The sequence below is a fragment of the Halopseudomonas nanhaiensis genome, assembly GCF_020025155.1.
In the GTDB taxonomy this organism is placed as follows: domain Bacteria; phylum Pseudomonadota; class Gammaproteobacteria; order Pseudomonadales; family Pseudomonadaceae; genus Halopseudomonas; species Halopseudomonas nanhaiensis.
On record NZ_CP073751.1, the window covers coordinates 3,260,813 to 3,285,000 of the forward strand.

16 protein-coding genes and 2 rRNA genes (1 of these 18 cut by a window edge) are annotated in these 24,188 nt (G+C 61.0%); 5 read left to right on the top strand and 13 right to left on the bottom strand.

Annotated features, from left to right (window positions below):
• Positions 1–5 precede the first annotated feature (5 nt).
• On the top strand, positions 6–1,010 hold the full coding sequence (locus KEM63_RS14960) for an amidoligase family protein (RefSeq protein WP_223653014.1): 1,005 nt from the start codon (positions 6–8) through the stop codon (positions 1,008–1,010).
• Complete coding sequence (locus KEM63_RS14965) at positions 1,007–1,705, top strand: gamma-glutamyl-gamma-aminobutyrate hydrolase family protein (RefSeq protein WP_223653016.1); 699 nt, start codon at positions 1,007–1,009, stop codon at positions 1,703–1,705. The genes KEM63_RS14960 and KEM63_RS14965 overlap by 4 nt, the downstream gene beginning before the upstream one ends.
• On the opposite strand, the gene recD is transcribed toward KEM63_RS14965, so the two are convergent.
• From recD to recC, 3 genes are read right to left on the bottom strand one after another with little or no spacing between them, the layout of a single operon-like run.
• A complete protein-coding gene (gene recD, locus KEM63_RS14970; protein ID WP_223653018.1) occupies positions 1,674–3,734 on the bottom strand; it encodes an exodeoxyribonuclease V subunit alpha in 2,061 nt (686 codons plus the stop codon). The genes KEM63_RS14965 and recD overlap by 32 nt on opposite strands.
• Positions 3,724–7,371 (bottom strand): exodeoxyribonuclease V subunit beta, encoded by a 3,648-nt coding sequence (gene recB / locus KEM63_RS14975; protein WP_223653020.1) that lies wholly within the window; start codon positions 7,369–7,371, stop codon positions 3,724–3,726. The genes recD and recB overlap by 11 nt, the downstream gene beginning before the upstream one ends.
• The gene (gene recC / locus KEM63_RS14980; RefSeq protein WP_223653022.1) at positions 7,364–10,849 is read right to left on the bottom strand and encodes an exodeoxyribonuclease V subunit gamma; all 3,486 of its coding nucleotides are present in this window, start codon (positions 10,847–10,849) and stop codon (positions 7,364–7,366) included. The genes recB and recC overlap by 8 nt, the downstream gene beginning before the upstream one ends.
• Before the next feature lie 207 nt (positions 10,850–11,056).
• On the opposite strand from recC, the gene KEM63_RS14985 reads away from it, so the two are divergent.
• A complete protein-coding gene (locus tag KEM63_RS14985) occupies positions 11,057–12,538 on the top strand; it encodes an OmpA family protein (RefSeq protein WP_223653024.1) in 1,482 nt (493 codons plus the stop codon).
• A 47-nt stretch (positions 12,539–12,585) separates the two neighbouring features.
• Here KEM63_RS14985 and KEM63_RS14990 read toward each other — a convergent pair whose 3' ends face one another.
• From KEM63_RS14990 to glnT, 6 genes are all read right to left on the bottom strand, one after another.
• A complete protein-coding gene (locus tag KEM63_RS14990; protein ID WP_223653026.1) occupies positions 12,586–13,824 on the bottom strand; it encodes a saccharopine dehydrogenase family protein in 1,239 nt (412 codons plus the stop codon).
• Between the two features lie 45 nt (positions 13,825–13,869).
• A complete protein-coding gene (nspC, locus tag KEM63_RS14995; RefSeq protein ID WP_223653028.1) occupies positions 13,870–14,967 on the bottom strand; it encodes a carboxynorspermidine decarboxylase in 1,098 nt (365 codons plus the stop codon).
• A 233-nt stretch (positions 14,968–15,200) separates the two neighbouring features.
• Complete coding sequence (locus KEM63_RS15000; protein WP_223653035.1) at positions 15,201–15,809, bottom strand: porin family protein; 609 nt, start codon at positions 15,807–15,809, stop codon at positions 15,201–15,203.
• Positions 15,810–15,937: 128 nt separating this feature from the next.
• On the bottom strand, positions 15,938–16,549 hold the full coding sequence (locus tag KEM63_RS15005) for a TetR family transcriptional regulator (protein ID WP_223653037.1): 612 nt from the start codon (positions 16,547–16,549) through the stop codon (positions 15,938–15,940).
• 58 nt (positions 16,550–16,607) lie between these two features.
• Positions 16,608–17,612, bottom strand: a complete 1,005-nt coding sequence (locus KEM63_RS15010) for a putative urea ABC transporter substrate-binding protein (protein ID WP_223655894.1) — start codon at positions 17,610–17,612, stop codon at positions 16,608–16,610.
• Between the two features lie 165 nt (positions 17,613–17,777).
• The gene (glnT, locus tag KEM63_RS15015; protein ID WP_223653039.1) at positions 17,778–19,139 is read right to left on the bottom strand and encodes a type III glutamate--ammonia ligase; all 1,362 of its coding nucleotides are present in this window, start codon (positions 19,137–19,139) and stop codon (positions 17,778–17,780) included.
• A gap of 139 nt (positions 19,140–19,278) precedes the next feature.
• On the opposite strand from glnT, the gene KEM63_RS15020 reads away from it, so the two are divergent.
• Entirely contained in the window at positions 19,279–20,289 is a 1,011-nt protein-coding gene (locus KEM63_RS15020; protein WP_223653041.1) for an alpha/beta fold hydrolase, read from the top strand.
• Positions 20,290–20,294: 5 nt separating this feature from the next.
• On the opposite strand, the gene KEM63_RS15025 is transcribed toward KEM63_RS15020, so the two are convergent.
• Positions 20,295–20,519, bottom strand: a complete 225-nt coding sequence (locus KEM63_RS15025; protein ID WP_223653043.1) for a DUF1127 domain-containing protein — start codon at positions 20,517–20,519, stop codon at positions 20,295–20,297.
• Between the two features lie 93 nt (positions 20,520–20,612).
• On the opposite strand from KEM63_RS15025, the gene KEM63_RS15030 reads away from it, so the two are divergent.
• A complete protein-coding gene (locus KEM63_RS15030; RefSeq protein ID WP_223653045.1) occupies positions 20,613–21,467 on the top strand; it encodes a LysR substrate-binding domain-containing protein in 855 nt (284 codons plus the stop codon).
• Here KEM63_RS15030 and KEM63_RS15035 read toward each other — a convergent pair.
• The 3 genes from KEM63_RS15035 to KEM63_RS15045 form a co-directional block, all read right to left on the bottom strand.
• Positions 21,447–22,085, bottom strand: coding sequence for a class I SAM-dependent methyltransferase (locus tag KEM63_RS15035; protein WP_223653046.1), 639 nt, complete (start codon positions 22,083–22,085; stop codon positions 21,447–21,449). The genes KEM63_RS15030 and KEM63_RS15035 overlap by 21 nt on opposite strands.
• 206 nt (positions 22,086–22,291) lie before the next feature.
• Positions 22,292–22,407 (bottom strand): 5S ribosomal RNA (gene rrf, locus KEM63_RS15040).
• A gap of 143 nt (positions 22,408–22,550) precedes the next feature.
• Positions 22,551–24,188: ribosomal RNA gene (locus tag KEM63_RS15045) — 23S ribosomal RNA — on the bottom strand; it runs 1,252 nt beyond the window's last position.

The following is a 24,188-nucleotide window of genomic DNA, read 5'->3' on the forward strand; positions in this document are numbered from 1 at the left end:
ACTACATGACAGGCATTGATGTCGGGCCAGGGCTGCCGCCGGTCCAGCACACCACGGAAGGGAAGCTGCGACGGGTTGGCGTCGAACTGGAAATGAACGGTCTGCAGATCGGCGAACTGGCGCGGCTTACAGCCGACTTTTTTCACCTGCAGATCGAACAGACCAGCCGCTATGAGCGCACCTTGACCGGGGATCCCGCCGGAGACTGGGTCGTGGAGCTGGACTTCCGACTTCTCAAGCAGCTCGGCCGGGAACACCGTGACGCAGACGATCTGGGCGATGAGCTACGGCTGTCCGCCGAGGAACTGCTGAAATGGGCCGCCGATTCGCTGGTCCCGGTCGAGCTGGTGAGCCCGCCACTGCCGATGCAAAGGCTGTCAGAGGTCAATAGCCTGATCGCACGCTTGCGTGAAGCCGGAGCCAAGGGTACCGCTGACCGCATGACCAATGCATTCGGCATGCAATTCAATCCGGAAGTCCCAAGCAGCAATCCAGAGGTCATCGCCGCTTACCTGAAAGCCTTTTTCTGCCTGTTCGACTGGATCAACGCTCGGGCGAAGATCAACATGACCCGCCGCCTGACGGCCTTTGCCGAACCCTTCCCCGGCGCGTATATAAGGCACATGATCAACCCGTACTACTGGCCCGACCTCCCGACCCTGATCGAGGACTATCTTCGACACAACCCCACCCGCAACCGGGCGCTGGACATGTTGCCGCTGTTCAAGCACCTGGACCCTGACCGGGTAGCGGCGCACACCGGCGACGAACTGATCAAGTCGCGTCCGACCTTTCACTACCGCTTGCCTGACTGCCGCATCGATCAGCTCGGTTGGGGCCTGCACATCGCCTGGAATGACTGGCTGGAAGTCGAACGTCTGGCGGCCGACCCCGAGCGGCTCGACGCATGTTGCCGCGCCTACTGCCGCCATCTGGATCAGCGCCTGGGGCGCCTGCTTACCCGCTGGGTCGACCAGATCGAAAAACACTGGCTAAGCGACGCGCCATGAAACGACCGGTCGTAGCGATTACCGGGCCGACGCGTGGCGCGTTCGGTCCGCGGTTCATGGTGGCCTGGGCCGTGCGCATGTATGGCGGCAAGCCGCTTCAGGTGCGCCCCGGAGACCCTCTGGCTGAGCTGCGTTACGACGCTGTGGTGGTCACCGGTGGCCACGACATAGACCCCGTACTCTACGCGGCCGAGCCCGAGGTGCAGCCCAAGTACGACGCCGAGCGCGATGCCCTGGAGACGGCCGTCATCGACGACGCGCTGGCCCGCGGCTTGCCGCTGCTGGGCATATGCCGGGGTGCACAGTTGCTCAACGCCAGACGCGGCGGCAACCTGTTTCAGGAGCTCAGGTCCCACCGCAAGATGACGTCGAACCGCTGGACCATTCTCCCGCTCAAGACCCTGTGCGTGGAGTCCGACAGCTGGCTGGCCAAGCTGCTCGCCACCCGCCGCTGCCGGATCAACAGCCTGCACAATCAGGCGATCGACCGAGTGGGGCATGGATTGCGCATCGTCGGGCGCGATCTGGACGGCATCATCCAGGCAGTGGAGGATCCGACCCAGCCGTTTCTGCTTGGCGTGCAGTGGCACCCCGAATTTCTGCTGTTTCTCCGCCGCCAGCGCCGGCTTTTCTGTGCTCTGCTGCAAGCCTGCAGGCAGACCGCTAGGGCACCGGGCGGAGATCGAGTCCGCTGAACCGGCGCACTCGCCGGCGCACGGCATCGTCGAACACATCCTCGCGACTTTCCAGCAGTGTGAAATGACTTCGCGCACGGGTGATGGCGGTATACACCAGCTCCTTGGTCAGGACCGGGTTGCGCGTAGCCGGGACGAGCAGCGCCGCATGCTCGAATTCCGATCCCTGGGACTTGTGTACGGTCATGGCGAATACGGTTTCCACTTCAGGCAGACGGCTGGGGAGCACAAAGCGGATGCCGCCAGCACCGTCATTGCGCGGGAACGCCACCCGCAGGGCGAACTGCTCGGCCTCCCCGGCATGCAATGCCGGCTCGCGAATACGCAGCGCAATACCGATGTCGCCGTTCATCAGCCCGAGACCGTAATCGTTGCGGGTCACCAGCACCGGCCGGCCTTCATACCAACCCTGATCACTGGTCAGCAGGCCGCGTTGGCGCAGCAATGTCGCGACGCGTTGATTGACCGCCTCGACGCCCCACTCGCCGCGGCGTACGGCACACAGCAGGCGAAAACGGTCGAAGGCGGCGAGAATGTCTCGGGCCCAGCGTAGCCAGGCACCATCATCCGCCGCGGTGGCCGCGTCGGGCCGGGCCTGGGCAAGCACCTGCAGATAGCTGGCATAGCTTGGCAGCCCCTTCCCCTCATCCGTAACAAGCGCTGCAAAAAGCGGGTCGGTCGCGTGCCTGAGCTGCCGAAAATAAATGTCCGCGAACCTACCTGCACGCAGCAGAGCGCGCGCTCCCTGGGCGTCGCAGTCGTTCACTGCCCTGGCCAGCTCGCCAATGCCGCTGTCCTGCCCGAAACGATGCGAGTGTCGCAGCATCGCGGTTTGCTGCTCCAGCAGATGCCGGTCCGGATCGCCCGCCGTCAGTCGCGCCTGAGCTAGCGACTGCCCACTGACCTGTTCCAGCCAGGCGAGCGTGTCAGCGCTGTACAGACCGTCGTCGGCGCGCTTGCACAGATCGCCAAGCACGGCCCCGGCCTCGACGGAAGCCAGTTGATCCTTGTCGCCCAGCAGCACCAGGCGGGCATTGGCCGGCAACGCACCGAGCACGCGAGCCATCATCTCCAGGTCGATCATGGAGGCTTCATCAATCACCAGCACGTCAAGCGCCAGCAGGTTGCCGGCATGGTGCCGAAAATGTCGGCTGTCCGGCAGACTGCCGAGCAACCGGTGCAGCGTGCTGACTTCCGTAGGGATCTGCGCCTTGATCGAGGCGTCGACGGGCAACTCCCCTACCTGGCGGCCGATCGACTCGGTCAGGCGTGCAGCGGCCTTGCCGGTCGGTGCAGCCAGCCGAATGCGCAGCGGGCGCCCGGCTTCGACGGCCGGGCCCTGCAGGAGCGCCAGCAGGCGCACCACGGTGGTGGTTTTTCCCGTACCGGGCCCGCCGGTGATGATACTGAAACGACCGCGGGCGGCGAGCGCACAGGCCAGTCGCTGCCAGTCCGGCTGTTGCAGGCTGTCCGCGAAGAGCCTGTCCAGCCGCTCGGACATGCCCGGCGCGAGGGCCAGCGGTTGACGCAGGCGCCGGCTCAACGCAATGACCGTATCGCGCTCATATTGCCAGTATCTGCGCAGATACAACCTCGGGCCTGCCATCACCAGGGGCCGACTGCCTTGCTCGGGTTCATGCGCGTCGACTACCGCGCTGCTCTGCAGCGCCTCCTGCCAGTGCTCCAGGCTCAGTCCGCCCAGCAGCCTGGACGGCAACAGCGCACCCTGCGCCGCCTCGCCCTCCGGGGGCAACGACAGCGCCAGATCGGGCTCTTCCAGGGTTGCACCCAGATGCAGACATACGTGGCCGTGGCCAAGCTGATGACTGACCAGCGCTGCCGCGAGTAACACGAGGGGGGAACAGCCGGGTTCCTGCTCCAGCAGGAAGTCGACCAGAGCCTTGTCCAGCGAACGCAACCAGCCGTTTTCCCGCCATTGGTGCAGCAGGCCCATGAGCGCTTCGGTGTCGGTCAAGGCCATCGGTAGCGGTGGCGCCGTGGCCAGTAGATCGAGTTGATCACCCTGCATGGCTTGTCTCCTCGACGGGCTGGCCAGCGAACAGCCGGTCCAATCTCTCGATCAGCTGGCGGGGAGGACGGGTATGCCAGAGCCCGCCACCGGGTGCTTCGACTCCGCGCACGAACCAGTACAGGGCGCCGCCGATGTGCCGGTCATAATCATAGTCAGGGAGCCGGGCACGCAACTGGCGGTGTAACGCCAGGAGATAGAAGACGTACTGCAGGTCATAACGGTGTTCGAGTACCGCACGCTGCATCGCCTCGCAGCTGTAGTCCGCCTCGCCTTGGCCAAGCCAGTTGGACTTGTAGTCGAGTACGTAGTAACGACCCTGGTGTTCGAAGACCAGATCGATGAACCCCTTGAAAAGGCCGTTGAGCTGATCACGCTGCAGGGCCGGCCGGGCTTGTCCGTCCAGGGTGGCAGCCCGAACCAGCCGATCGATGGCCTGCACGTCGACGCAACTGGCGCTGAACATGAACTCCATTTCGCTCTGATACTGGCGGGGATGCAGCCGGGCGAGCGACATATCGCTATCAGGCACCAGGCCCGGACGCGCCAGAAGAGCCGCCAGCCAGCTGCCGAGGGTCTCGGTCCATTCAGCCCAGCCGCGGCGCTGGCACCGCGGGTACAGCCAGTCCCGGCATCGCTTTGCGTCAGTCAGCGAGGCGAAGCCGTCAAGACCGGCTGATTCCAGCAGACCGTGAATGAACGTGCCCGGCTGCGGGCCGCGTGGAAAGCGGTGTATGGTCGGCGTCTCGCCGGCTCGCAGCGGAACGAACCGGGTCGATCGCTGGTCATCGGCCAGTTGATCGGACAGTGGGGTTTCGGCTGCTTCGCCGCCGACGGCCAGAGCGCTGTAGGAGCCGACCCACCAATGCTCGAACGCGGCATGCGAGGGGCGGCGTGCCGCGAGGTCCATGGCGTCCACCTGCTCCGGTTGATATACCGTGCGATCAGCCTCGGGCACCGGCTTGACGTCGACAACCTGCCCGTCCGGTTCCCAGCGCTGCAACCATAGAAGCAGGTGCTGCGGCTGCGGCAGCACCTCACCGCCGCCAAGCAGATAGCCCACCGCGCTGTGATGCAGCACGGATCGGGCACTCTGGCCCTTTTTCAGGTCCGCCAGCCCGAGCCAGCAGGCGTGCTGGGCTCGGGTCAATGCGACATACAGCAACCGCAGATCCTCGCCGAGACGCTCGCGATCGGCCAAACGGACTGTCTCATCGTCCGGCCGCAGTTCCAGCCGCGACTCCCCGGCCAGCTGTACCCGCAGCGGCCGGCCCGCTTCCACCGGCCGCGCGTGGCAGATGAACGGCAGGAAGACCAACGGGTACTCGAGCCCCTTGGACTTGTGAATGGTCACCACCTTGACCAGTTCGGCATCGCTCTCCAGCCGAAGCACCTGCTCGTCCGCTGCCCCCTCCGCAGCGCGGCGGGTCAGCTCGGCAAGATGGCGAATCATCGCCTGCTCACCGTCAAGTTCACGCGCGGCGCGCTGCAATAGTTCCGCGAGGTGCAGGAGATTGGTCAACGTGCGCTCGCCGTCCTGACGCTGCTGCAGCCGCGCTGGCAGGTCGTAGTCATGGATCAGTCGATGAAGCATCGGCAGCACGCCCTGACGCTGCCACACCTTGCGGTAGTCCCGAAAGCGATCCACGCAGCGCTCCCAGTGCCGCTCGTCCTGATTCAACTGGTCCAGCTCGGCCCAAGTGAGATCCAGTGTAGGGCTCGCCAGCGCAGCGCGCAGCAGCCGGTCATTGCCGGGATCGGCGCAGGCGTGGAGCCACCGCAACACATCGCTGGCCTCGAGCGTATCAAGCACCGAATCCTTGTCCGAGAGATACACGCTGCGAACGCCGCGCTCGGCCAGCGCCTGACGAATCGCCTGTGCCTCGCGTCCGGTACGCACCAGCACGGCCATGTCCGCTGGGCGAACCGGGCGCAGTGTCTGGCTGCCGTCGACGAATCCGGCATACCGCTGCTGTCCGGCCCGCAACAGCTCGACCATCGCCGTTGCACAGCTCTCGGCCAGCATTCGTCGGTAGGCTTCGGCGCTGAGCGCCTCGCTCGCCTCGCTATACCAGGCAGTCAGTGCCGGCGCCTGCCGTCCCGCGACGCTCCAGACTTCGCCTCGGCCACGCGCGTTGACCGCATGAAAAGGCAGAGGATTGCGTGGCCCATCGCGAAACAGGAACGCGGCGCGATCGAAGCTGTTTTCTGCGCTGGCGAACACCCTGTTGACCGCAGAAACCATCGCCTGGCTGGAACGGAAGTTGGTGTCCAGATGCTCGTGCCGGCCTGCCGTCGCTTCACGCGCCCGCAGATAGGTGAAGATGTCCGCTCCGCGGAAGGCATAGATCGCCTGCTTGGGGTCACCAATCAACAGCAGCGCGGTTTCCGGCGCGTTGTGTTCGACGCGGTATATGCGATCGAAGATGCGGTATTGCAGCGGATCGGTGTCCTGAAACTCGTCGATGAGTGCCACCGGGAACTGCTGCCGGATCACCGTCGCCAGTCGATCGCCGTTCACACCCTGCAAGGCGGCGTCCAGCCGGGTCAGCATGTCGTCGAACCCTATCTGCGCCCGCCGGCGCTTCTCCGCCTCGAAACGGCGGGCCATCCACGCAGCGGCGTGACGCAGCGCCACCTGCTCCGGACCTTCCAGGCTGGCCAGCGCCTGGCGCAGGCCGGGCAGCCCGCGCAATGCGTCATGATCGATGGCACCGCCGTTCTTGCAGGCTTCACCCATGCCTGCTTCGCACAAGCGTGCCCAGGCAGACTCCGGGAGTTTCAACTCGTAGGCCTGGTGATCGCTGGCCCACTTGCGCAGGACGTCGCACCAGCTGGCGTAGTAGCGCTTCTGAATCTTGCGCCGATCCACAGTGCCGTCCGCGACCGCCTTGTCCAGCAGCTGTTCAAGCTCGTCGCCCCAGTTCGCGCAGGGCTGCTTGAGTTTGGCGAGCTCATCGTCCGCCCTCTCCAACGCCTGAGTGATCAACGTCTGGAGGCTCTGCGCGGGCTCCGGCAGAGGCTGGTCGAGCAGGATACGCGCCTTCGCCAGCAAGCCTGCCGGTTCCTGCCAGTTGCGATCGACCCAGTCCAGTGCCGCGTCGCGCAATGAATAGCAATGCAAGCGCCAGTAGTCCCGGGCCACCTCGGCTAGCAGATCACGCTGATCGGTCTCCAGGCTCTGAACGAAGAGACTACCGCTATCGAAGGCATGCTCGCGCAGCATCCGCTGGCACCAGCCATGGATCGTCGAGACCGCCGCCTGGTCCATCCATTGGGCAGCGATGTCCAGCTTGCGTGCGCTACTCGCCCACTGTTGCGAATCGATATCCTCGAGCAGACCCGCCAGGATCGGATCGGGCTCGGCAACCTCCCCGCGGAAGGCGCTGGCTGCCTCGACCAGACGAGCACGAATCCTGTCACGCAGCTCCTGGGTCGCGGCTTCCGTGAAGGTCACCACGAGAATCTCGGGCGGCAGCAGCTCGCGGACGAAGCCGGACTCGCCGCCATGGCCGAGAACCAGACGCAGATACAGCGCGGATATGGTGAAGGTCTTGCCTGTTCCAGCGCTGGCTTCGATCAGCCGGCTGCCACGCAGGGGGCAACGCAGCGCCAGAGGTAGTGATGATTCAGTCATGGCCCCTCTCCTCGACTGGCACGCATTCCAGCCAGCCATCGTGGGCCGCTCGTGCCAGCGGACGATAGAGAGCCTCGACCCATCCTTCGAACTCTTCGGACGCCAGGAGGCTGGCGAAATCCGGATAGCTTCGCTGCAGCGCCACGCTCTTGCGCACCTCTCCCAGACTGAAATCGGATCCATCATACTGGCTTCGGGCCTTGCTCAAGGCCTTCGCCGGGTCATCCTCGCAGAGCAGAACAAAGGCCGTTTCCACCTCCACGGGCAGGGGCCGTCTCAATCCTTCCAGCCATCCGAGCAGCCAGTCCCCGACCATGCCTTGAGCCTGCTGTGTGTCGAGCGGCTGCAGGCGGATAGTCGCATCGGCGGCGAAGAGTGTCGTTGCGAGCGCGTGGCCACTGGCCGCAGCCAGCACGTGCAGGGACAACTCGTTGAGCATCTTGCGCCAGCGCATTGTCTTGCCGCGCCCTGCCAGCAGATTGCCAGTGACCAGCCGCAGCCGCATCTGGCCCGACACGGAGCTCGACTCGCGGGCGCCGGCCAGCCAGCTGCGCAGCTCGATCCCCGGGGCGCTGGCAAAGAGCGGCAAAGGGTGCTCCAGAAGGCGATCCCAGCGTTGCGCCTGCTCCCGATAGCGCACCAGCTGATCATGCAGCGGCTCGATCAGCGCTCCGCGCGTCAGGTCGCCGAATCCGGCCAGCGGCAGTCTGCCGCGCTGCTGAAGCCGCACAGCTTCCTTCTCGATCAGAGTCTGCAAATCTGCATCGACAGGCGCATCCTGCAGCGTCTCCAGCAACTCCTGGCTGAGCTGATGGCGCTGCAGGCCCCCCAGCGCAAACGGCTCGTCGTCGCTCGCGACCACCTCATCCTCGCTCAGCCACACCTTCAGCCGCGCGGCAAAAAAGTGCTCGACGGGATGACGCAAGAACCGCTGCAAAGCGATCAGCTCAATGGGGCCGTCCGGGTGCAGTGGTGGCAGAGCCGTGTTGACCGGCGTCTGGGCACTGTTCGTGTGTAGCCTGACCCAGTCACTGGCGTAGCTGAACAGCGGTGATTGCTCATCGAAATACGAGCGACTGAAAGGCTGCAACGGATGTTCGGTGGTCAGGCTTTCCAGCAGACCCGCCTCGCCCGCAGACTGCCAACCGTTGTGCAGGTGGTCGCGTAATTGCCCGATCAGTACCGAGGGCGGCCGTGCGCTGTTGTCGCGGATACTGCGACCGACCCAGCTTACGTAAAGGCTGTCACGTGCTGAGAGCAGCGCTTCAAGCAGCAGATACCGGTCGTCCTCGCGCCGCGAGCGATCGCCGGGGCGGTAGTCACGCCCCATCAGATCGAAATCCAGTGGCGGCTGGGCGCGCGGATAATCCCCGTCGTTCATGCCCAGCAGACAGACTCGGCGAAACGGGATGGCACGCATCGGCATCAGCGTACACACGCTTACTGCACCACCCAGAAAGCGCTGGCTCAGCTGCGATTGACCGACGCCGTCGAGCCAGGCCTCGGCGACCACGTTCAGCGGTAACGGCTCGTGCAGGTCCACCGTCTCGCACAGCTCCAGCCAGCCGGCCAGCCCTTCCAGCAACTGGGCGTGCAGCAACTGGTCTCGCTCGCTATGCACCGTAAAGAAATCAGCCAGCAACGCGCGCAGCCGCTCCCCCCAGACACTCGGCGCGGCCGGTTCGGCCAGCGCTCTTTCGTGTTGATCCAGGCGGTGCAGCAGATCGCTCAACGGACCGATCAACGCGGCATCCAATCCACCAATTTCATCGTACGGCTCTATGTCCGCCCAGGGCAGACTCTGCCCTGCCGCGTAACCCAGGAGCATGCGGCGCAGACCAAAGCGCCAGCTCGTCGCCTCGAGTCCCGGCGGCATGCCCAATGCCGTACGGCGCGTTTCATCGAGGCCCCAGCGGATTCCGGCACCTTCGATCCAGCGCTGCAGGGTGGGCAGGTCCGCTTCGCGCAGGCCGAACCGCTCGCGCACCGCCGGCACATCCAGCAGGTCGAGGATCTCGCTGACTGGCAGCCGGCTTTCGGGAAGCCTCAGCAGATGCTCAAGGGCGATCAGCAGCGGCTCCTGTCCGCGCTGGCCCTGATCGGCGAGCGAAAACGGAATATGCCTCGGGTCCCCTGGCGGATGCTGTCCGAACACCGCCTGGACGTGCGGGGCATAGCTGTCGACGTCGGGCATCATGACAATGATGTCGCGCGGCCGGAGCGTCCGATCGCTGTCCAGAGCGTGGAGCAGCTGGTCGTGCAGTATTTCGACTTCGCGCTGCGCGCTATGGGCAATATGGAACCGGATTGACGCATCAGCCTCCACATTCACCGCGGGCCATCGGGCGCGGGTCTCCTGCAGCGGGCGCAGATCGCGTATGTCGTCCTGGAGCTGGCCCAGCAGCGCTGCGGTGTCTGGCTCGTCGAACAGGTCGATTCGCCCGCCGTTGATGGGTTCAAACGCCGCGCGGTATTCGGACTGCTCATCGTGACTGTCGAGCAGATTGATATAGTCACGGCCCTGCTTGCCCCACGCTGCGAGTAGAGGATGGGCATGCTGGTGCAGCGTGTGTTCGTCCAGGTGAAGCGGGGCACCGGGACGCCGGGCTTGCCGCCGGTACTGATGCCGGAGCAGATCCTGATCGGCGATGATGTCGCCCCAGTGGTGCTGACAGGGATTGAGTACGCAGAGCAGTATCTGGCAATGCCGGCCCATCGCGGCGAGCGCTTCGACATACTGGGCCGGGAGCGAGGAAATGCCGAATACCACCACCCGCCTCGGCAAGGCGTCGGGGCGCTGGGAAGCCTGCCCCAGCGCGGCCACGAAGCGCGGATGGATACCGGCGCGGCTGTCGCTCAGATGGGCCTCGCCGACATCTGCCAGCAGCGCCCGCCACAGGGCCGGCTGCCATAGGTCCGCGGCTTCGAGGGGACGGATGCCGTCCCGGGCCTGGCGCAGCTGGTCGCGACCTGCCGACCAGTCAGCCAGCCAGTCGGCGCGGTATACCTGATACTGGTCGAACAGATCGGCCAGTCGGACAGCCAGCTGATAGCGCTTGCGACAATCGTCGTCATCCTTCAGGAAACGGCGCAGCGGTTCGAATGCAGGGGCGTCGATCAGCGCCGGGAGCAGCCGCATCAGCCGCCAGGTCAGCGGCTGCTTGTCCAGCGGCGACGTTTCCGGTACCGACTCCTTGCCCAGCACCCCACGATAGGCCTGCCACATGAAGCGGGCCGGCAACTGGACATCGATGGCCGCAGCGATGCCGCATCCACCCGATTCGTCCGTGGAGACATCTGCTGCCAGCGCCTGCTTGAGCCATTGGGCGATGCCGTTGCTCTGCACCAGCATCACTTCATTTTCGAGCGGTGAAAGCGGATTTCGGGCAAGCCAGTTGACCACCAGATGCCGCAGCGACTCGAGACGGTTGCCGTGGACGATCATGAATCCGGGTACCAGTGAATCGCCTTGCTGCATGCAGTCTCCACCACCATGAAACGGAAAAAACGGATCGATCAGTGCGCCAGTTCACAGAGGATGGCGTAGCAGCGCGACAATTTGCGCCGCACGGTGAACCTACTTGCCACGACCGGGTCCATTCCCTTTGGGAAAGCGCCACTGCCGCCAGGCTCAAGGCGCTCCCGCGTACATCCCTCACAGGATCGGTCGTCGAAAGGATACCCAATGGTTCGCCTGATTGCTCTCACCTTTCTATGTGTCTGGTCGACTCTGGGCCTCGCCCGGACTGCAGATCATCCGTTGTTATCACGTCCAGAGGGCGCAACCGTCGTTGCGCATCAGCAAGTCACGCATGAGCGCTTCGAGATTCCCGTCGGACTACCGGGAAGCCAGCTCAATCTGGAATTTCCGGTCAAGACCGTCGTGGGCAACCTGACCAGACATGCCTACCAGGTTCGGGGAACGTCAAGCCTGGCCTTGTACCAGACGTATAGCTCGCAGCTGACCGAAGCGGGCTTCGAGGTGCTGTTCAGCTGTGAACGGGATCAGTGCGGTGACCTGCGACAGGTTCGCGCTCTGGGGGCCAACATCGCCATCGGAGAAAACCTGCTCGGCAGCTGGCGGCAGCCGTATTACCTGGCCGCTGCGCACGATACCGATGTCGGCACGGTTCATGTAGGCCTGTTCATCGGCGGCAAGGACGGAGAATCTGTCGTCCACCAGGCCGTGATCGACCCGGCTCAGGAAAGCCTGAAGCTTATCAAGGTCGATACGAGCTACCTTCGTGAGGCGCCTGCCACCCAGGCCGAAGAACCGGAAATCTCCGAATCGGAACGCGCACGTGACCACCCGCTGGTATCGCGCTACCCCGGCTCGCGAATTCGCGAACGCCGCCACCGTGATTACGAAACCTTTGCCGTGCCGGTCAGCGCCGAATCCCGCATCAACTCGGGAATGAACTTCGAACGTCTGGATCTGACTGGCGAGCTTACCCAGCATTACTACGAGCTGGACGGCGTGTCGTCCCTGCAGGTATACGAGAATTACCGCTCCGCGCTGGATGCGGCCGATTTCGAGATCATCTTCGAGTGCAAGCTCGCCGAGTGCGGCAACTCTTCACAGGCGCGCACGCTCGGCGCCCAGGTTTCGCCCACGGGCAATGTCTACAACTACTATCGCAAACCCTATTACCTGGTCGGCAAGCGTCGTACGCTTTCGGGCCCGGCATACGTGGCGCTGTTCGTCGGCGGCTATCGGGACAGCACGGCAATTCAGCAGGTAGTGATCGAGACTCGCGAGGCCGAAGTGGATCTGGTCGCAGTCAATCCGGACCTGTTGCTCCAGGAACTGGAAGAAGCTGGCCGAGCCTCGATCTACGGTATCCAGTTCGATACCAACAAAGCGACCGTCACGCAGGAATCCAAGCCCGCTCTGGATTCGGTCGGCAAGTTGCTGAAGGAGCAATCGAAGCTGGAGCTGTACGTGGTCGGGCACACTGATGATACCGGGCCTGTGGAGCACAACCTCCAGCTCTCTCAGGATCGCGCGAGGGCGGTGGTGCAGCGGCTGGTAAACGATTATGGCATCGACGCCAAACGCCTGCATGCTGCCGGTGCAGGTCCGTATTCGCCTACCGCCAACAACGCCACGGACGAAGGCCGGGAGCAGAACCGGCGGGTCGAGCTGGTCAAGCGACTGGTGCAGTAGATAATCGGCTGAACAGGCCTGCCGATTGGCGGCAGGCCTGGCCCACATCAGAAACTCAGGAGACGGTCGCCTTCGGCGTCCTTGATGCGTGTCGGCAGGCCCATCTCGTTCAGCAGATTGATGAACGGCTTGGGTGGCAGTTCCTCCACATTGACCATTCTGCTCACGTCCCACTCGCCGCTGGCGATCAGCAGCGCCGCTGCAACTGGCGGGACACCCGCGGTGTAGGAGATGCCCTGACTACCAACCTCGGCATAGGCTTCGGCATGATCAGCCACGTTGTAGATGAATACTTCCTTGTCCTGCCCATTACTGGTGCCCTTGACCAGGTCACCGATACAGGTCTTGCCGGTGTAATCCGGTGCCAGCGATGACGGGTCCGGGAGCACAGCCTTGACCACTTTCAACGGCACTACCTCCTGCCCCTCGGCAGTGGTCACCGGCTGCTCGGACAACAGCCCCAGGTTCTTCAGTACGGTGAACACGTTGATGTAGTGTTCGCCGAAACCCATCCAGAAGCGAATGTTCGGTACATTCAAATTCTGCGACATGGAATGCAGCTCATCGTGCCCGGTCATGTAGCTGGTCTGCAGCCCAACGACTGGCAGGTCATCGGTGCGCTTGACCTCGAACATCTGATTCTGCTGCCACTGACTGCCCTGCCACGACCACACCCGGCCGGTGAACTCGCGGAAGTTGATCTCGGGATCGAAGTTGGTGGCGAAATAACGGCCGTGGCTGCCCGCGTTGATATCGATGATGTCGATCGAATCGACCGAGTCGAAGTATTCGCTGACGGCCAGCGCGGCGTAGGCGTTGACCACACCCGGATCGAAACCGATACCGAGGATCGCGGTGACGCCGTTCTGTTCACAGGCGGCCTTGCGCTTCCACTCGTAGTTGGCATACCACGGCGGCGTTTCGCAGATCTTGTCCTGTTCCTCGTGGATCGCCGTATCGAGATAGGCAGCGCCGGTCTCGATGCAGGCCTGGAGTACGGACATGTTGATGAAAGACGATCCGACGTTGATGACGATCTGCGACTGTGTCTTGTCAATCAATGCCTTGGTCGCCTCGATATCGAGCGCATCCAGAGCATGGGCTTGCAGGTCACCGGCAACCTTGAGGCTGCCCTTCTCGCGCACGCTGTCGATGATGTCCTGACACTTTTCGACGGTACGCGAGGCAAGATGAATGCTGCCAAGTACGTCGTTGTGCTGGGCACACTTGTGCGCAACGACCTGGGCAACACCTCCGCCACCAATAATCAGTACGTTTTTCTTCATCTCTTTTCCTCGAAACGCCTCCTTGGAAAGGCTGGGTTGCTTGCCTCAGGAGAGGCTGTTGACGAAATCGTCGAAGCTGAATTCCCGGACCAGTTCGATCTGGCCGTCAAGTTGACGCACCGCAATGGCCGGCATCTGCACACCATTGAACCAGTTCTTCTTGACCATCGTGTAACCGGCCGCGTCGATGAATGACAGCCGGTCACCAATCTGCAATGGGTGGTCGAACCGAAACTCGCCGAAGATATCCCCGGCCAGACACGACTTGCCGCAGACCATATAACTGTGTGGGCCGTCGCACGGCTCCATCTTGGCTGGCTGCCGGTAGATCAGCAAATCGAGCATGTGAGCTTCGATCGAGCTGTCGACGATCGCCAGCTGCTTGCCGTTGTAAAGCGTGTCCAGGACGCTTACCTCAAGCGAGCTGCTCAGAGTGATCGCTGCTTCTCCTGGCTCCAGGTAGACCTGAACTCCGAAGCGCTCGGAAAAGGCTTTCAGTCGCGCACAGAACCGGTCGACCGGGTAACCGTCGCCGGTAAAGTGGATCCCGCCGCCCAGACTGACCCACTCGACGCGCTCGAGCAGATGACCGAAACGCTCCTCGATCTGTCTGAGCATCCGATCGAACAAGTCGAAATCGCTATTCTCGCAGTTGTTGTGGATCATGAATCCGGAGACCAGATCCATCACCCGCTCCACCTCTTGCGCATCCCATTCGCCGAGGCGACTGAACGGACGCGAGGGATCTGCAATGATGAATTCGGAGCTGCTTACCTGCGGATTGAGTCTGAGACCCCGCACATGTGAGGCCGAGGCGTCGGCGAAGCGCTGAAGCTGGCTGATCGAGTTGAAGATGACCTTGTCCGAATGGGCAAGGACCTCCTCTATTTCATCATCGGCATAGGCAACGCTGTAGGCGTGAGTCTCGCCACCGAACTTCAGCTTACCCAGCTTGACCTCGTTGAGCGACGACGAGGTGGTACCGTCCATGTACTGATTCATCAGGTCGAACACCGACCAGGTGGCGAAGCACTTCAGCGCCAACAGTGCCTTGGCGCCCGACTGCTCGCGTACATAGGCAATCTTCTCCAGATTGCGCAGCAGTTTGCTCTTGTCGATCAGGTAGTACGGTGTCTTGATCACCTTAGCGATACCCCTCTGGCCAACCCGAGATACCGGAACCTGCCCGGCTTCGAAAGCGCGCGATTATAGTGTAAAGGGCAGGCGGCTTCGAGAGAAAACGCAGTCACTTCAGCGACAGCTGAGATGACACACCGGGTGGCCGCTCCATTGAGCAGCGATGAGATAGACAGCCCAAGGCTGGCCGGAGGAGTTGCCGGAGGATGGCGGCGCGCTGAGCGCCGCCGGATATTGCATCAGAAATTGTAGCGCAGACCGAGCGATACGAGGTCGGCGTCTTCTTCGCCACCTGTTGTATCGTCGCTACCCAGGTCCTGGTAGCGTTCAAACTCAAGTCCCAGTTCGAATTGCGGGGTCAGCGCGAAGCTTGCGCCAAGTGCATAAGACGTGATGTTTTCCTTTTCTTCGTCACGAAAGATCGTTGAGCCTGCAGTGGACACCTTTGCTTCGGTTTCGAGCTTGTTGTAGCCCACTTTGCCGTACAGCTTCAAAGCTCCCATGGGGATGGTGCCGACCAGGTTGGCGCCCAGACCGGACGTGCTGAACGAAGCCTTGGCACTGCCGCCTGCTGCTGACGCGTCCACAGTGAAGTCACCCAGGTCGACGTACTGAAACTCGACTCCGACGTACTGATTCAACTGCACACCAGCGCCGACCTTGAAAGCGGTGTCTTTCTCGTCCGACGAGGTGGAGAGGCCGAGATCTTGCAAGTCCGACTCGAACGCGCCGAGGTCGACTTCTGCCTGACCCACGTTGCCAAAGAGATAGCCGTTGACTTCGGCTGCATTGGCAGTAGAAACGGCAGCGCCTGCGAGGACTGCTGCAATGAATGCTTTCTTGAACATCGGTTGCTCCTTGATGCTTATTATTTGCTGCCGCCCTGGCAGCTTTCCTTTGCGGCACACAGGGTGTGCCGTGAAGAATAATAAGAGCAAACTTGCCAATTGTCTCGAGCGATTGCGGGACTCAGTTCTCACCCGTGATGAAGCATCGCGCGCAGACGCCCAAGAAAGAAAGCCTGTTCGTTACCCAGATCGAAGAGCTGCGGAGCAAACAACCAGCTCTGAGTGATCCCCATCAGATAGGTATAGGTCAACAGGCCCAACTGCCTTGCATCGAGCTGTGGACTGACGAGTTGCTGTCGCTGCGAAAGGGTGAACAGCTCGGCCAGCGTGTCGACGACGGTGGTAGTCAGACGCCGTTCCCGGTCCAGCACACCGGCGACGGCCTCGGTGAGTTCGGTCTTGTTGAGCAATATCTCGAATGACTGGCGAAACCAGGCATCGCCGGTCAGCAACTCCATCCAGTCCGCGGCGAATCGCTCGATGGCCTCCAGCGGGGAATCGGCGCCTTCATGCGCCTGCTGGATCAGCCGCTCCAGCGGCTCCTGCGAGTAGCTCAGCACCGCCTGGTACAGGTCATCCTTGTTCTTGAAATGCCAGTAGATCGGACCCCGACTGAATCCCGCTTCGGTTCCGATCATCGCCAGCGTGGTGTTCGAGTAACCGTTGCGACTGAACAGCGTCAGTGCCGCCTCGATGATTCGCAGACGCGTCTTTTCCGCGTCTTCCTTGGTTCTGCGCATTGGAGATCCAGCTGAGAGCAGGCTGCAGGGTGCAGCCCGCCCGGTGAAGGTCGACTGATCAGAGTTTATCGTCAGCGGCCATCTGCATGTAAGACGGATCAAAGCGAAGCTTCACGTTCGAGGTGCTTCCGAGTGCCTTGTCGCCAGGAAAGCTGATGCCAACGAAATCCGGTGAATCGGCACCTTCACCCAGCAACCCCTTGTCGAAAGAGAACTGCCGGACGCTGTCCATTGCTTCGATCGCTTCACTGCTTGAAATGAACTCGACGGCGTCGGACGCTTCCCAGAACATTTTCATGCCGGCCAACTGGGCTTCGTAGCCTGCCTGGTCCGTACCCGATGCTTCACCGAGAAATGCCCGCGCTTTCTGGCCTTCTTCACTGTCGGTGGCCATCACTGCCATCAACTCGAACCAGGCGCCGACCATTGCCTTGCCCAGCGCCGGATTGTCGGCCAGCGTCTGCGTGTTGACGATGGTCAGATCCTTGATGTGGCCAGGTATCTGGCTGGAATCGAACACCATGTTGGCATCCGGCATCTCTGCCACGTCGGCAAGGAGCGGATTCCAGGTGACGACGTTCCTGACGTCAGGCGTGTTGAAGGCTGCCACGATATCCGCATCACCGGTATTCACCACGGTGACATCCCGCTCGCTCATACCCACGCTGTCGAGCGCGCGAGCCAGCAGGTAATGCGACACCGACAACTCGACCAGATTGACCTGGGCACCCTTGAGGTCCTTGAGGTCGCTGCTGCCCTTCATGACGAGGCCGTCGTTGCCGTTCGAGTAGTCACCGACAATCAACGCGGTGGTATCGACGCCGCCGGCGGCGGGGATGGACAGCGCATCCATGCTGGTGGCTACCACCCCGTCAAACTCGCCGGCGGTGTACTGGTTGATCGACTCGATATAATCGTTGATCTGTACGATATCGACTTCGATGCCGTACTTGTCAGCCCACTTCTTCATGATTCCTGAGTCTTCGATATACATCCAGGGAATCCAGCCTGCATAAATACTCCAGGCAATCTTGAAGCTATCGCGCTCCTGGGCCGAAGCCATTGGCGCAATGACTGTCGACGCGGTAATGCCGAGTACGGTGGCAGTCGCCAATCGCTTCAACCGGCTGACAAGGTGAACAGGCTTTTTCATGATCAACTCCTGAAAATCAGTGGGTGTGACGGTGTACCAGCAAAAGCCGCGCCATGTTTGCGCAGCTGGCCAGCCTCAGAAGAACTTCAGGTATCGGTTCAGCTCCCAGTCGGACACGTGCGTGTGATAGGCGGTCCACTCGTCGCGCTTGTACTGGACAAAACTGTTGAACATCGCTTCGCCGAACACCTGCCGGGACAGCGGGTCCGCCGCAAACGCGTCGATCGCTTCGCCCAGGTTCTGCGGCAGCATCTCGATGCCCATGTCACGTACTTGGGCGTCGGTGTAGTTGTACATGTTCTCGCGGTGCGGCAGACCGGGATCCATCGCTTCGCGAATGCCTTCCAGCCCCGCCGCCAGGATCAGCGCACTACCCAGATACGGGTTGCAGGCGATGTCTGCGGCACGGCATTCCACCCGACCGCCCTGCGACGGAATGCGCAACATGTTGGTGCGATTGTTGTTGCCGTAGCAGACGAATACCGGAGCCCAGGTCGAGCCCGACATGCTGCCCTTGCGCACGAGCCGCTTGTAGCTGTTGACGGTCGGCGCGATCACTGCGCTGATCGCCTTGGCATGTTTCATGATGCCGGCGATGAAGTGATAGGCCATTTCGGTGACACCGCACCCGTGCGGATCGACGCCGTTGGCGGTATCGAAGAGATTCCTCCCGGTTTCGCGATCGGCCAGCGACATGTTGTAGTGGGCGCCGCTGCCGGTGCGCGTTGCGGACGGTTTGGGCATGAAACTGGCGAACGCGCCGTGTTTGCGTGCAATCTCCCCGGCCATCAGCCGGAAGAACACCAGGCGGTCGGCCATGCCCAGCGCGTCGGTGTAGGTGAAATCGGTTTCGAACTGGCCATTGGCATCTTCATGGTCGAATGAATAGACATCCCAACCCATGCTGTTCATGGCTTCGACCAGCTCACCCACGATAGGCATGTTGTCGCCTAGTGTCCGCGGGTCGTAACAGGGCTTGGCCAGCGTATCGCGGCCACTGATCGGCTCGAACCCGCCGTCGCCGCTGTCCTTGAACAGGAAGAACTCGGTTTCGATGCCCAGGTTGAACGTCAGGCCCAGATCCGCAGCTGCGGCAACCTGACGCTTGAGAATGTTGCGCGAGCAGGCTTCGAACGGTGCGCCATCCAGGTAAAGATCACTGGGAAACCATGCCAGTTCGGTATTCCATGGGCACACGGTGATGTTCGTCATGTCGGGCATGGCAGCGACTTCATTGTCGGCGATGTCCTGCGGAACACCGTCGAGTGCGGCGCCCGTGAACAGTTCTGACCCCTTGATCATCCGACCGATATGCTCCACCGGTACGAACTTGCCCTTGATGATGCCGTGGATGTCCACGTAGCCGGCTAGTGCATATTTCACACCCTTGTCCTGCAGGGTTTGTTTAAGGCCGTCGGCGGATGTCTTAACCGTCATGTCTATGCTCCGAGTCGTAAGTGACTGCACGTGCTGGCAGTTGGTACGAATCTTCCATTCAACATACATGCCAGCATGCATGTATGTGATGCAAACTCATCGGCCAAACTGAAGGCCGGGACCATGGAGAACCCATTCAATGCCGCTACCTACACGCTTCGAGCTAGGCGATTTCGCTCTGCAGAGCGGAGACACCCTGCGCCGAGCGCAGATCACCTATGTGCAATTAGGGGAGCTGAATAAGGCCCGGGACAATCTGGTGATTCTCCCGACGTACTACGGTGGGGCACACTCCGGAAATATGCCTCTTGTTGGTGCGCACTCTCCGCTCGATCCGGAGCGTTTCTGTATCCTGGTTCCGAACATGTTCGGCAACGGCCACTCCTCCTCTCCGTCCAATACCGTAGAAGAACAGCGTGGGCCGCGATTTCCTTACGTCTCCCTACTCGACAATGTATATGCGCAAAAAAAACTGATCGAAGAGCGTTTCAATGACGCGTGTCCGGCGCTGATTCTTGGCTGGTCAATGGGTGGCATGCAGGCTTTGCAGTGGGCGGCAAGTTTTCCGCAGCGCGTAGCCAGAGTCATGAGCATCTGCGCAACGGCCCGTTGCTGGCCCCATAATCAGGTGTTTCTGGACGGTGTCCGGGCTGCGCTGCAAGCAGATTGCACCTTCAAAGGCGGGGACTATGAACGACCGCCCGAGAAGGGGCTGCGCGCATTCGGGCGGGTTTATGCTGGCTGGGCCTACAGTCAGGCGTTCTACCGCAACGGCCTGTATCAGCAGCTCGGCTGCCCGACAATCGAGGCGCTGCTCAAGTTCTGGGAGGAGGACCACCTGGCACAGGATGCCAATGATCTGCTAGCAATGCTTGAAACGTGGAGGCGCGCCGACGTGAGCAGCGGCTGTCGATACGACGGGGACCTCGCACAGGCGCTGCAGACGATAAGCGCTGACTGCATCATCATGCCTGGCAGCACTGACCTGTACTTCACCGAGCAGGATGCACGCTACGAGGCGGCGATGATCCCCAGAGCCGAGGTCATTCCACTCGTCTCCGACTGGGGTCACTGTGCAGGTGCCCCGGGCCGCAGCCCTGTGGACACAGCCCGAATCCTCGAAACCTGCCGGAGACTATTGTCACGCTGAGCGGCTCATCGTTCGCGCCAGAATGGTTTACGGCTTTCTTCTTCGGCTTCGGCTGGTGTGACGCCGATATCGCGCAACATGCGATGGTCCATCGATCCGAGCAAGCTGCGCTCGTATGAAAGCCGCTGCCATCTGCGGAACTTGCGCAGCAGATACGCCGGAATTGTCAGTAGCCATGAGCACGCGATGGGGCGGGCAGCGGGCAAGCGAAGCGTGATGCGTCGGTTCATGATCCATCCTCCTGAGATGGAAAAATTCTGCTACCGGCGTTAACATCACACAAACGAATGTTTCTTATGTAATCGATCTGCGAAATTGATGCTTTGGCTAACTACCCCACCATCGACAGCGAGCTGCTGCGCACCTTCGTCGCCATCGCAGACCATGGCGGCTTTACCCGTGCTGGCCAGATCCTGAATCGAACCCAGTCTGCAGTCAGCATGCAGATGAAACGTCTGGAAGAGGATGTTCTACAGCGGCCGCTGTTTCGGCGTGAAGGCCGCCAGCTGATCATCACGGCAGAAGGAGAGCTGTTGCTGGGGTACGCCAGGCGAATCCTCACGCTGCAGAGCGAGGTTATCAATTCCTTCCGTGAGCCGAATATGGTCGGTGTCGTCAGGGTGGGAACCCCAGACGACTACGTCATGCGCTATCTGCCTGCGGTTTTGGCCCGTTTCGCTCAGACCTACCCCATGGTCCAGGTAGAAATGCACTGCGAACCGTCTTTCCAGCTGCTGCAGCGAAAGGATCTGGATCTGACTATCGTGACACGCGAGCCAGGCAAGGAGATCGGCCAGCTGTTGAAACAGGAGGAGGTGGTCTGGGCTCAGGCAGCCGGCTTCGATTTGCATGAGCTCCCGACCCTGCCGCTGGCGATGTTCAACAGCGACTGCTTCTGCCGCGCTTGGGCCTGTAATGCGCTGGATGCAATGGGGCGGGATTATCGGGTGGCGTACACCAGCCCAAGTCTGTCAGCCATTATGGCGGTGGTCGGAGCGGGTCTGGCAATCACGGCGCAGCTTCGCAGCCTTATACCGGCAGGCATGCGAATCATCGGCGAACAGGAGAAACTGCCACCGATGCCCTCGGCAAGCATTGTGTTGCTACGCAACGACTCCAACAGAAATCCGGTGACCGAATGCCTGGCCGAGTACATATCAGAGGGTTTCCGGCTGTAGCCTTTCCACTCTCGCCCGTCCGGCATATACATAGGTCATCGGCTTGGGGCCGGGGATGTACTCCTCCCGGCATTCCGTCAGTTCGAATCCGGCAGCGGTGATCAGTCCGCCTATATCGCGATCCAGATGGCAACCGCCGGCGACACGTCTCCAGGCTGGCGTCAGCCGGTGCTGCCATTGGCTCACGGAACGGTGCGGAGATAAGCCGTGCTCGGCGAAGAGCAGTTGACCGTCCGGCTTGAGTACGCGGCGCATCTCGATCAGCGCCGGCATCGGATCGACTATCGAACACAGCGTAAACGTCATGACGATCGTGTCGAAACGCGCCGTTTCTGCTGCGATACCCTGCACATCCACGGCAATCATCTCCACCGGAATGTCTATCAACCTGGCACGCTCCGCCCCAAGGGCGTGCATCTGCGCGGCCGGGTCTACGCCTATGATGGAATGCACCTTCTCTGCGTCATAGAAAGCCAGGTTCAAACCGGTACCGATGCCTATCTCCAGCACCTCGCCGGAGGCTCTAGGGATCAGCGACCTTCGAACGTTCATCACCGGGCCTATGCCGCAGGCAAAATCGATCAGCTTTGGCAGAACATAGCGGTCGTACACGTTCATCGGAACATACTCCGTGACAGGTACGATTCAAGGTATCAGATAAGCGATTGAAAGCGTGGTGTAACACGCGCGGGAGAAGCATGCACTCCGCAGCCGACAGAGTTCAGAGAAGTGACTGTCGATCATGGTCGCCGCGCTGGCGTGTATTTTTGCCCCACAAAGAAGAACGCCCCGATCTTTTTGAGATCGGGGCGTTCGGTATAGGCGCTTGACAATGACCTACTCTCACATGGGGAAACCCCACACTACCATCGGCGATGCATCGTTTCACTTCTGAGTTCGGGATGGGATCAGGTGGTTCCAATGCTCTATGGTCGTCAAGCAATTTGTTGCTGACCGGTTTTGAGTCCGAGCAGCTAAAAGCTTGGGTTGGTGATAGAAGTCAGACGGATCTTGTAATCTCGTGCAGTTCCAGCTTGTCGTTTGTCTGTCTTGATCGTTAACACCAGATTGCTTGGGTGTTATATGGTCAAGCCACACGGGCAATTAGTACTGGTTAGCTCAACGCCTTGCAACGCTTACACACCCAGCCTATCAACGTCGTAGTCTTCGACGGCCCTTTAGGGGAGTCAAGCTCCCGGTGAGATCTCATCTTGAGGCAAGTTTCCCGCTTAGATGCTTTCAGCGGTTATCTTTTCCGAACGTAGCTACCCGGCAATGCCACTGGCGTGACAACCGGAACACCAGGGGTTCGTCCACTCCGGTCCTCTCGTACTAGGAGCAGCCCCTCTCAAATCTCAAACGTCCACGGCAGATAGGGACCGAACTGTCTCACGACGTTCTAAACCCAGCTCGCGTACCACTTTAAATGGCGAACAGCCATACCCTTGGGACCGGCTTCAGCCCCAGGATGTGATGAGCCGACATCGAGGTGCCAAACACCGCCGTCGATATGAACTCTTGGGCGGTATCAGCCTGTTATCCCCGGAGTACCTTTTATCCGTTGAGCGATGGCCCTTCCATACAGAACCACCGGATCACTAAGACCTACTTTCGTACCTGCTCGTCGTGTTGGACTCGCAGTCAAGCGCGCTTTTGCCTTTATACTCTACGCACGATTTCCGACCGTGCTGAGCGCACCTTCGTACTCCTCCGTTACTCTTTGGGAGGAGACCGCCCCAGTCAAACTACCCACCATACACTGTCCTCGATCCGGATAACGGACCAGAGTTAGAACCTCAAAGTTGCCAGGGTGGTATTTCAAGGTTGGCTCCACGCGAACTGGCGTCCACGCTTCAAAGCCTCCCACCTATCCTACACAAGCAAATTCAAAGTCCAGTGCAAAGCTATAGTAAAGGTTCACGGGGTCTTTCCGTCTAGCCGCGGATACACTGCATCTTCACAGCGATTTCAATTTCACTGAGTCTCGGGTGGAGACAGCGCCGCCATCATTACGCCATTCGTGCAGGTCGGAACTTACCCGACAAGGAATTTCGCTACCTTAGGACCGTTATAGTTACGGCCGCCGTTTACCGGGGCTTCGATCAAGAGCTTCGCCGAAGCTAACCCCATCAATTAACCTTCCGGCACCGGGCAGGCGTCACACCCTATACGTCCACTTTCGTGTTTGCAGAGTGCTGTGTTTTTAATAAACAGTTGCAGCGGCCTGGTATCTTCGACCGGCATGAGCTTACGGAGCAAGTCCTTCACCCTCACCGGCGCACCTTCTCCCGAAGTTACGGTGCCATTTTGCCTAGTTCCTTCACCCGAGTTCTCTCAAGCGCCTTGGTATTCTCTACCTGACCACCTGTGTCGGTTTGGGGTACGATTCCTAGTTACCTGAAGCTTAGAGGCTTTTCCTGGAAGCATGGCATCAACCACTTCGCTTTCTAAAAGAAAGCTCGTCATCGGTTCTCGGCCTTAAGATCCCGGATTTACCTAAGATCTCAGCCTACCGCCTTAAACAAGGACAACCAACGCCTTGCTGGCCTAGCCTTCTCCGTCCCCCCATCGCAGTAACTAGAAGTACGGGAATATTAACCCGTTTCCCATCGACTACGCCTGTCGGCCTCGCCTTAGGGATCGACTCACCCTGCGTCGATTAACGTTGCGCAGGAACCCTTGGTCTTCCGGCGTGGGAGTTTTTCACTCCCATTGTCGTTA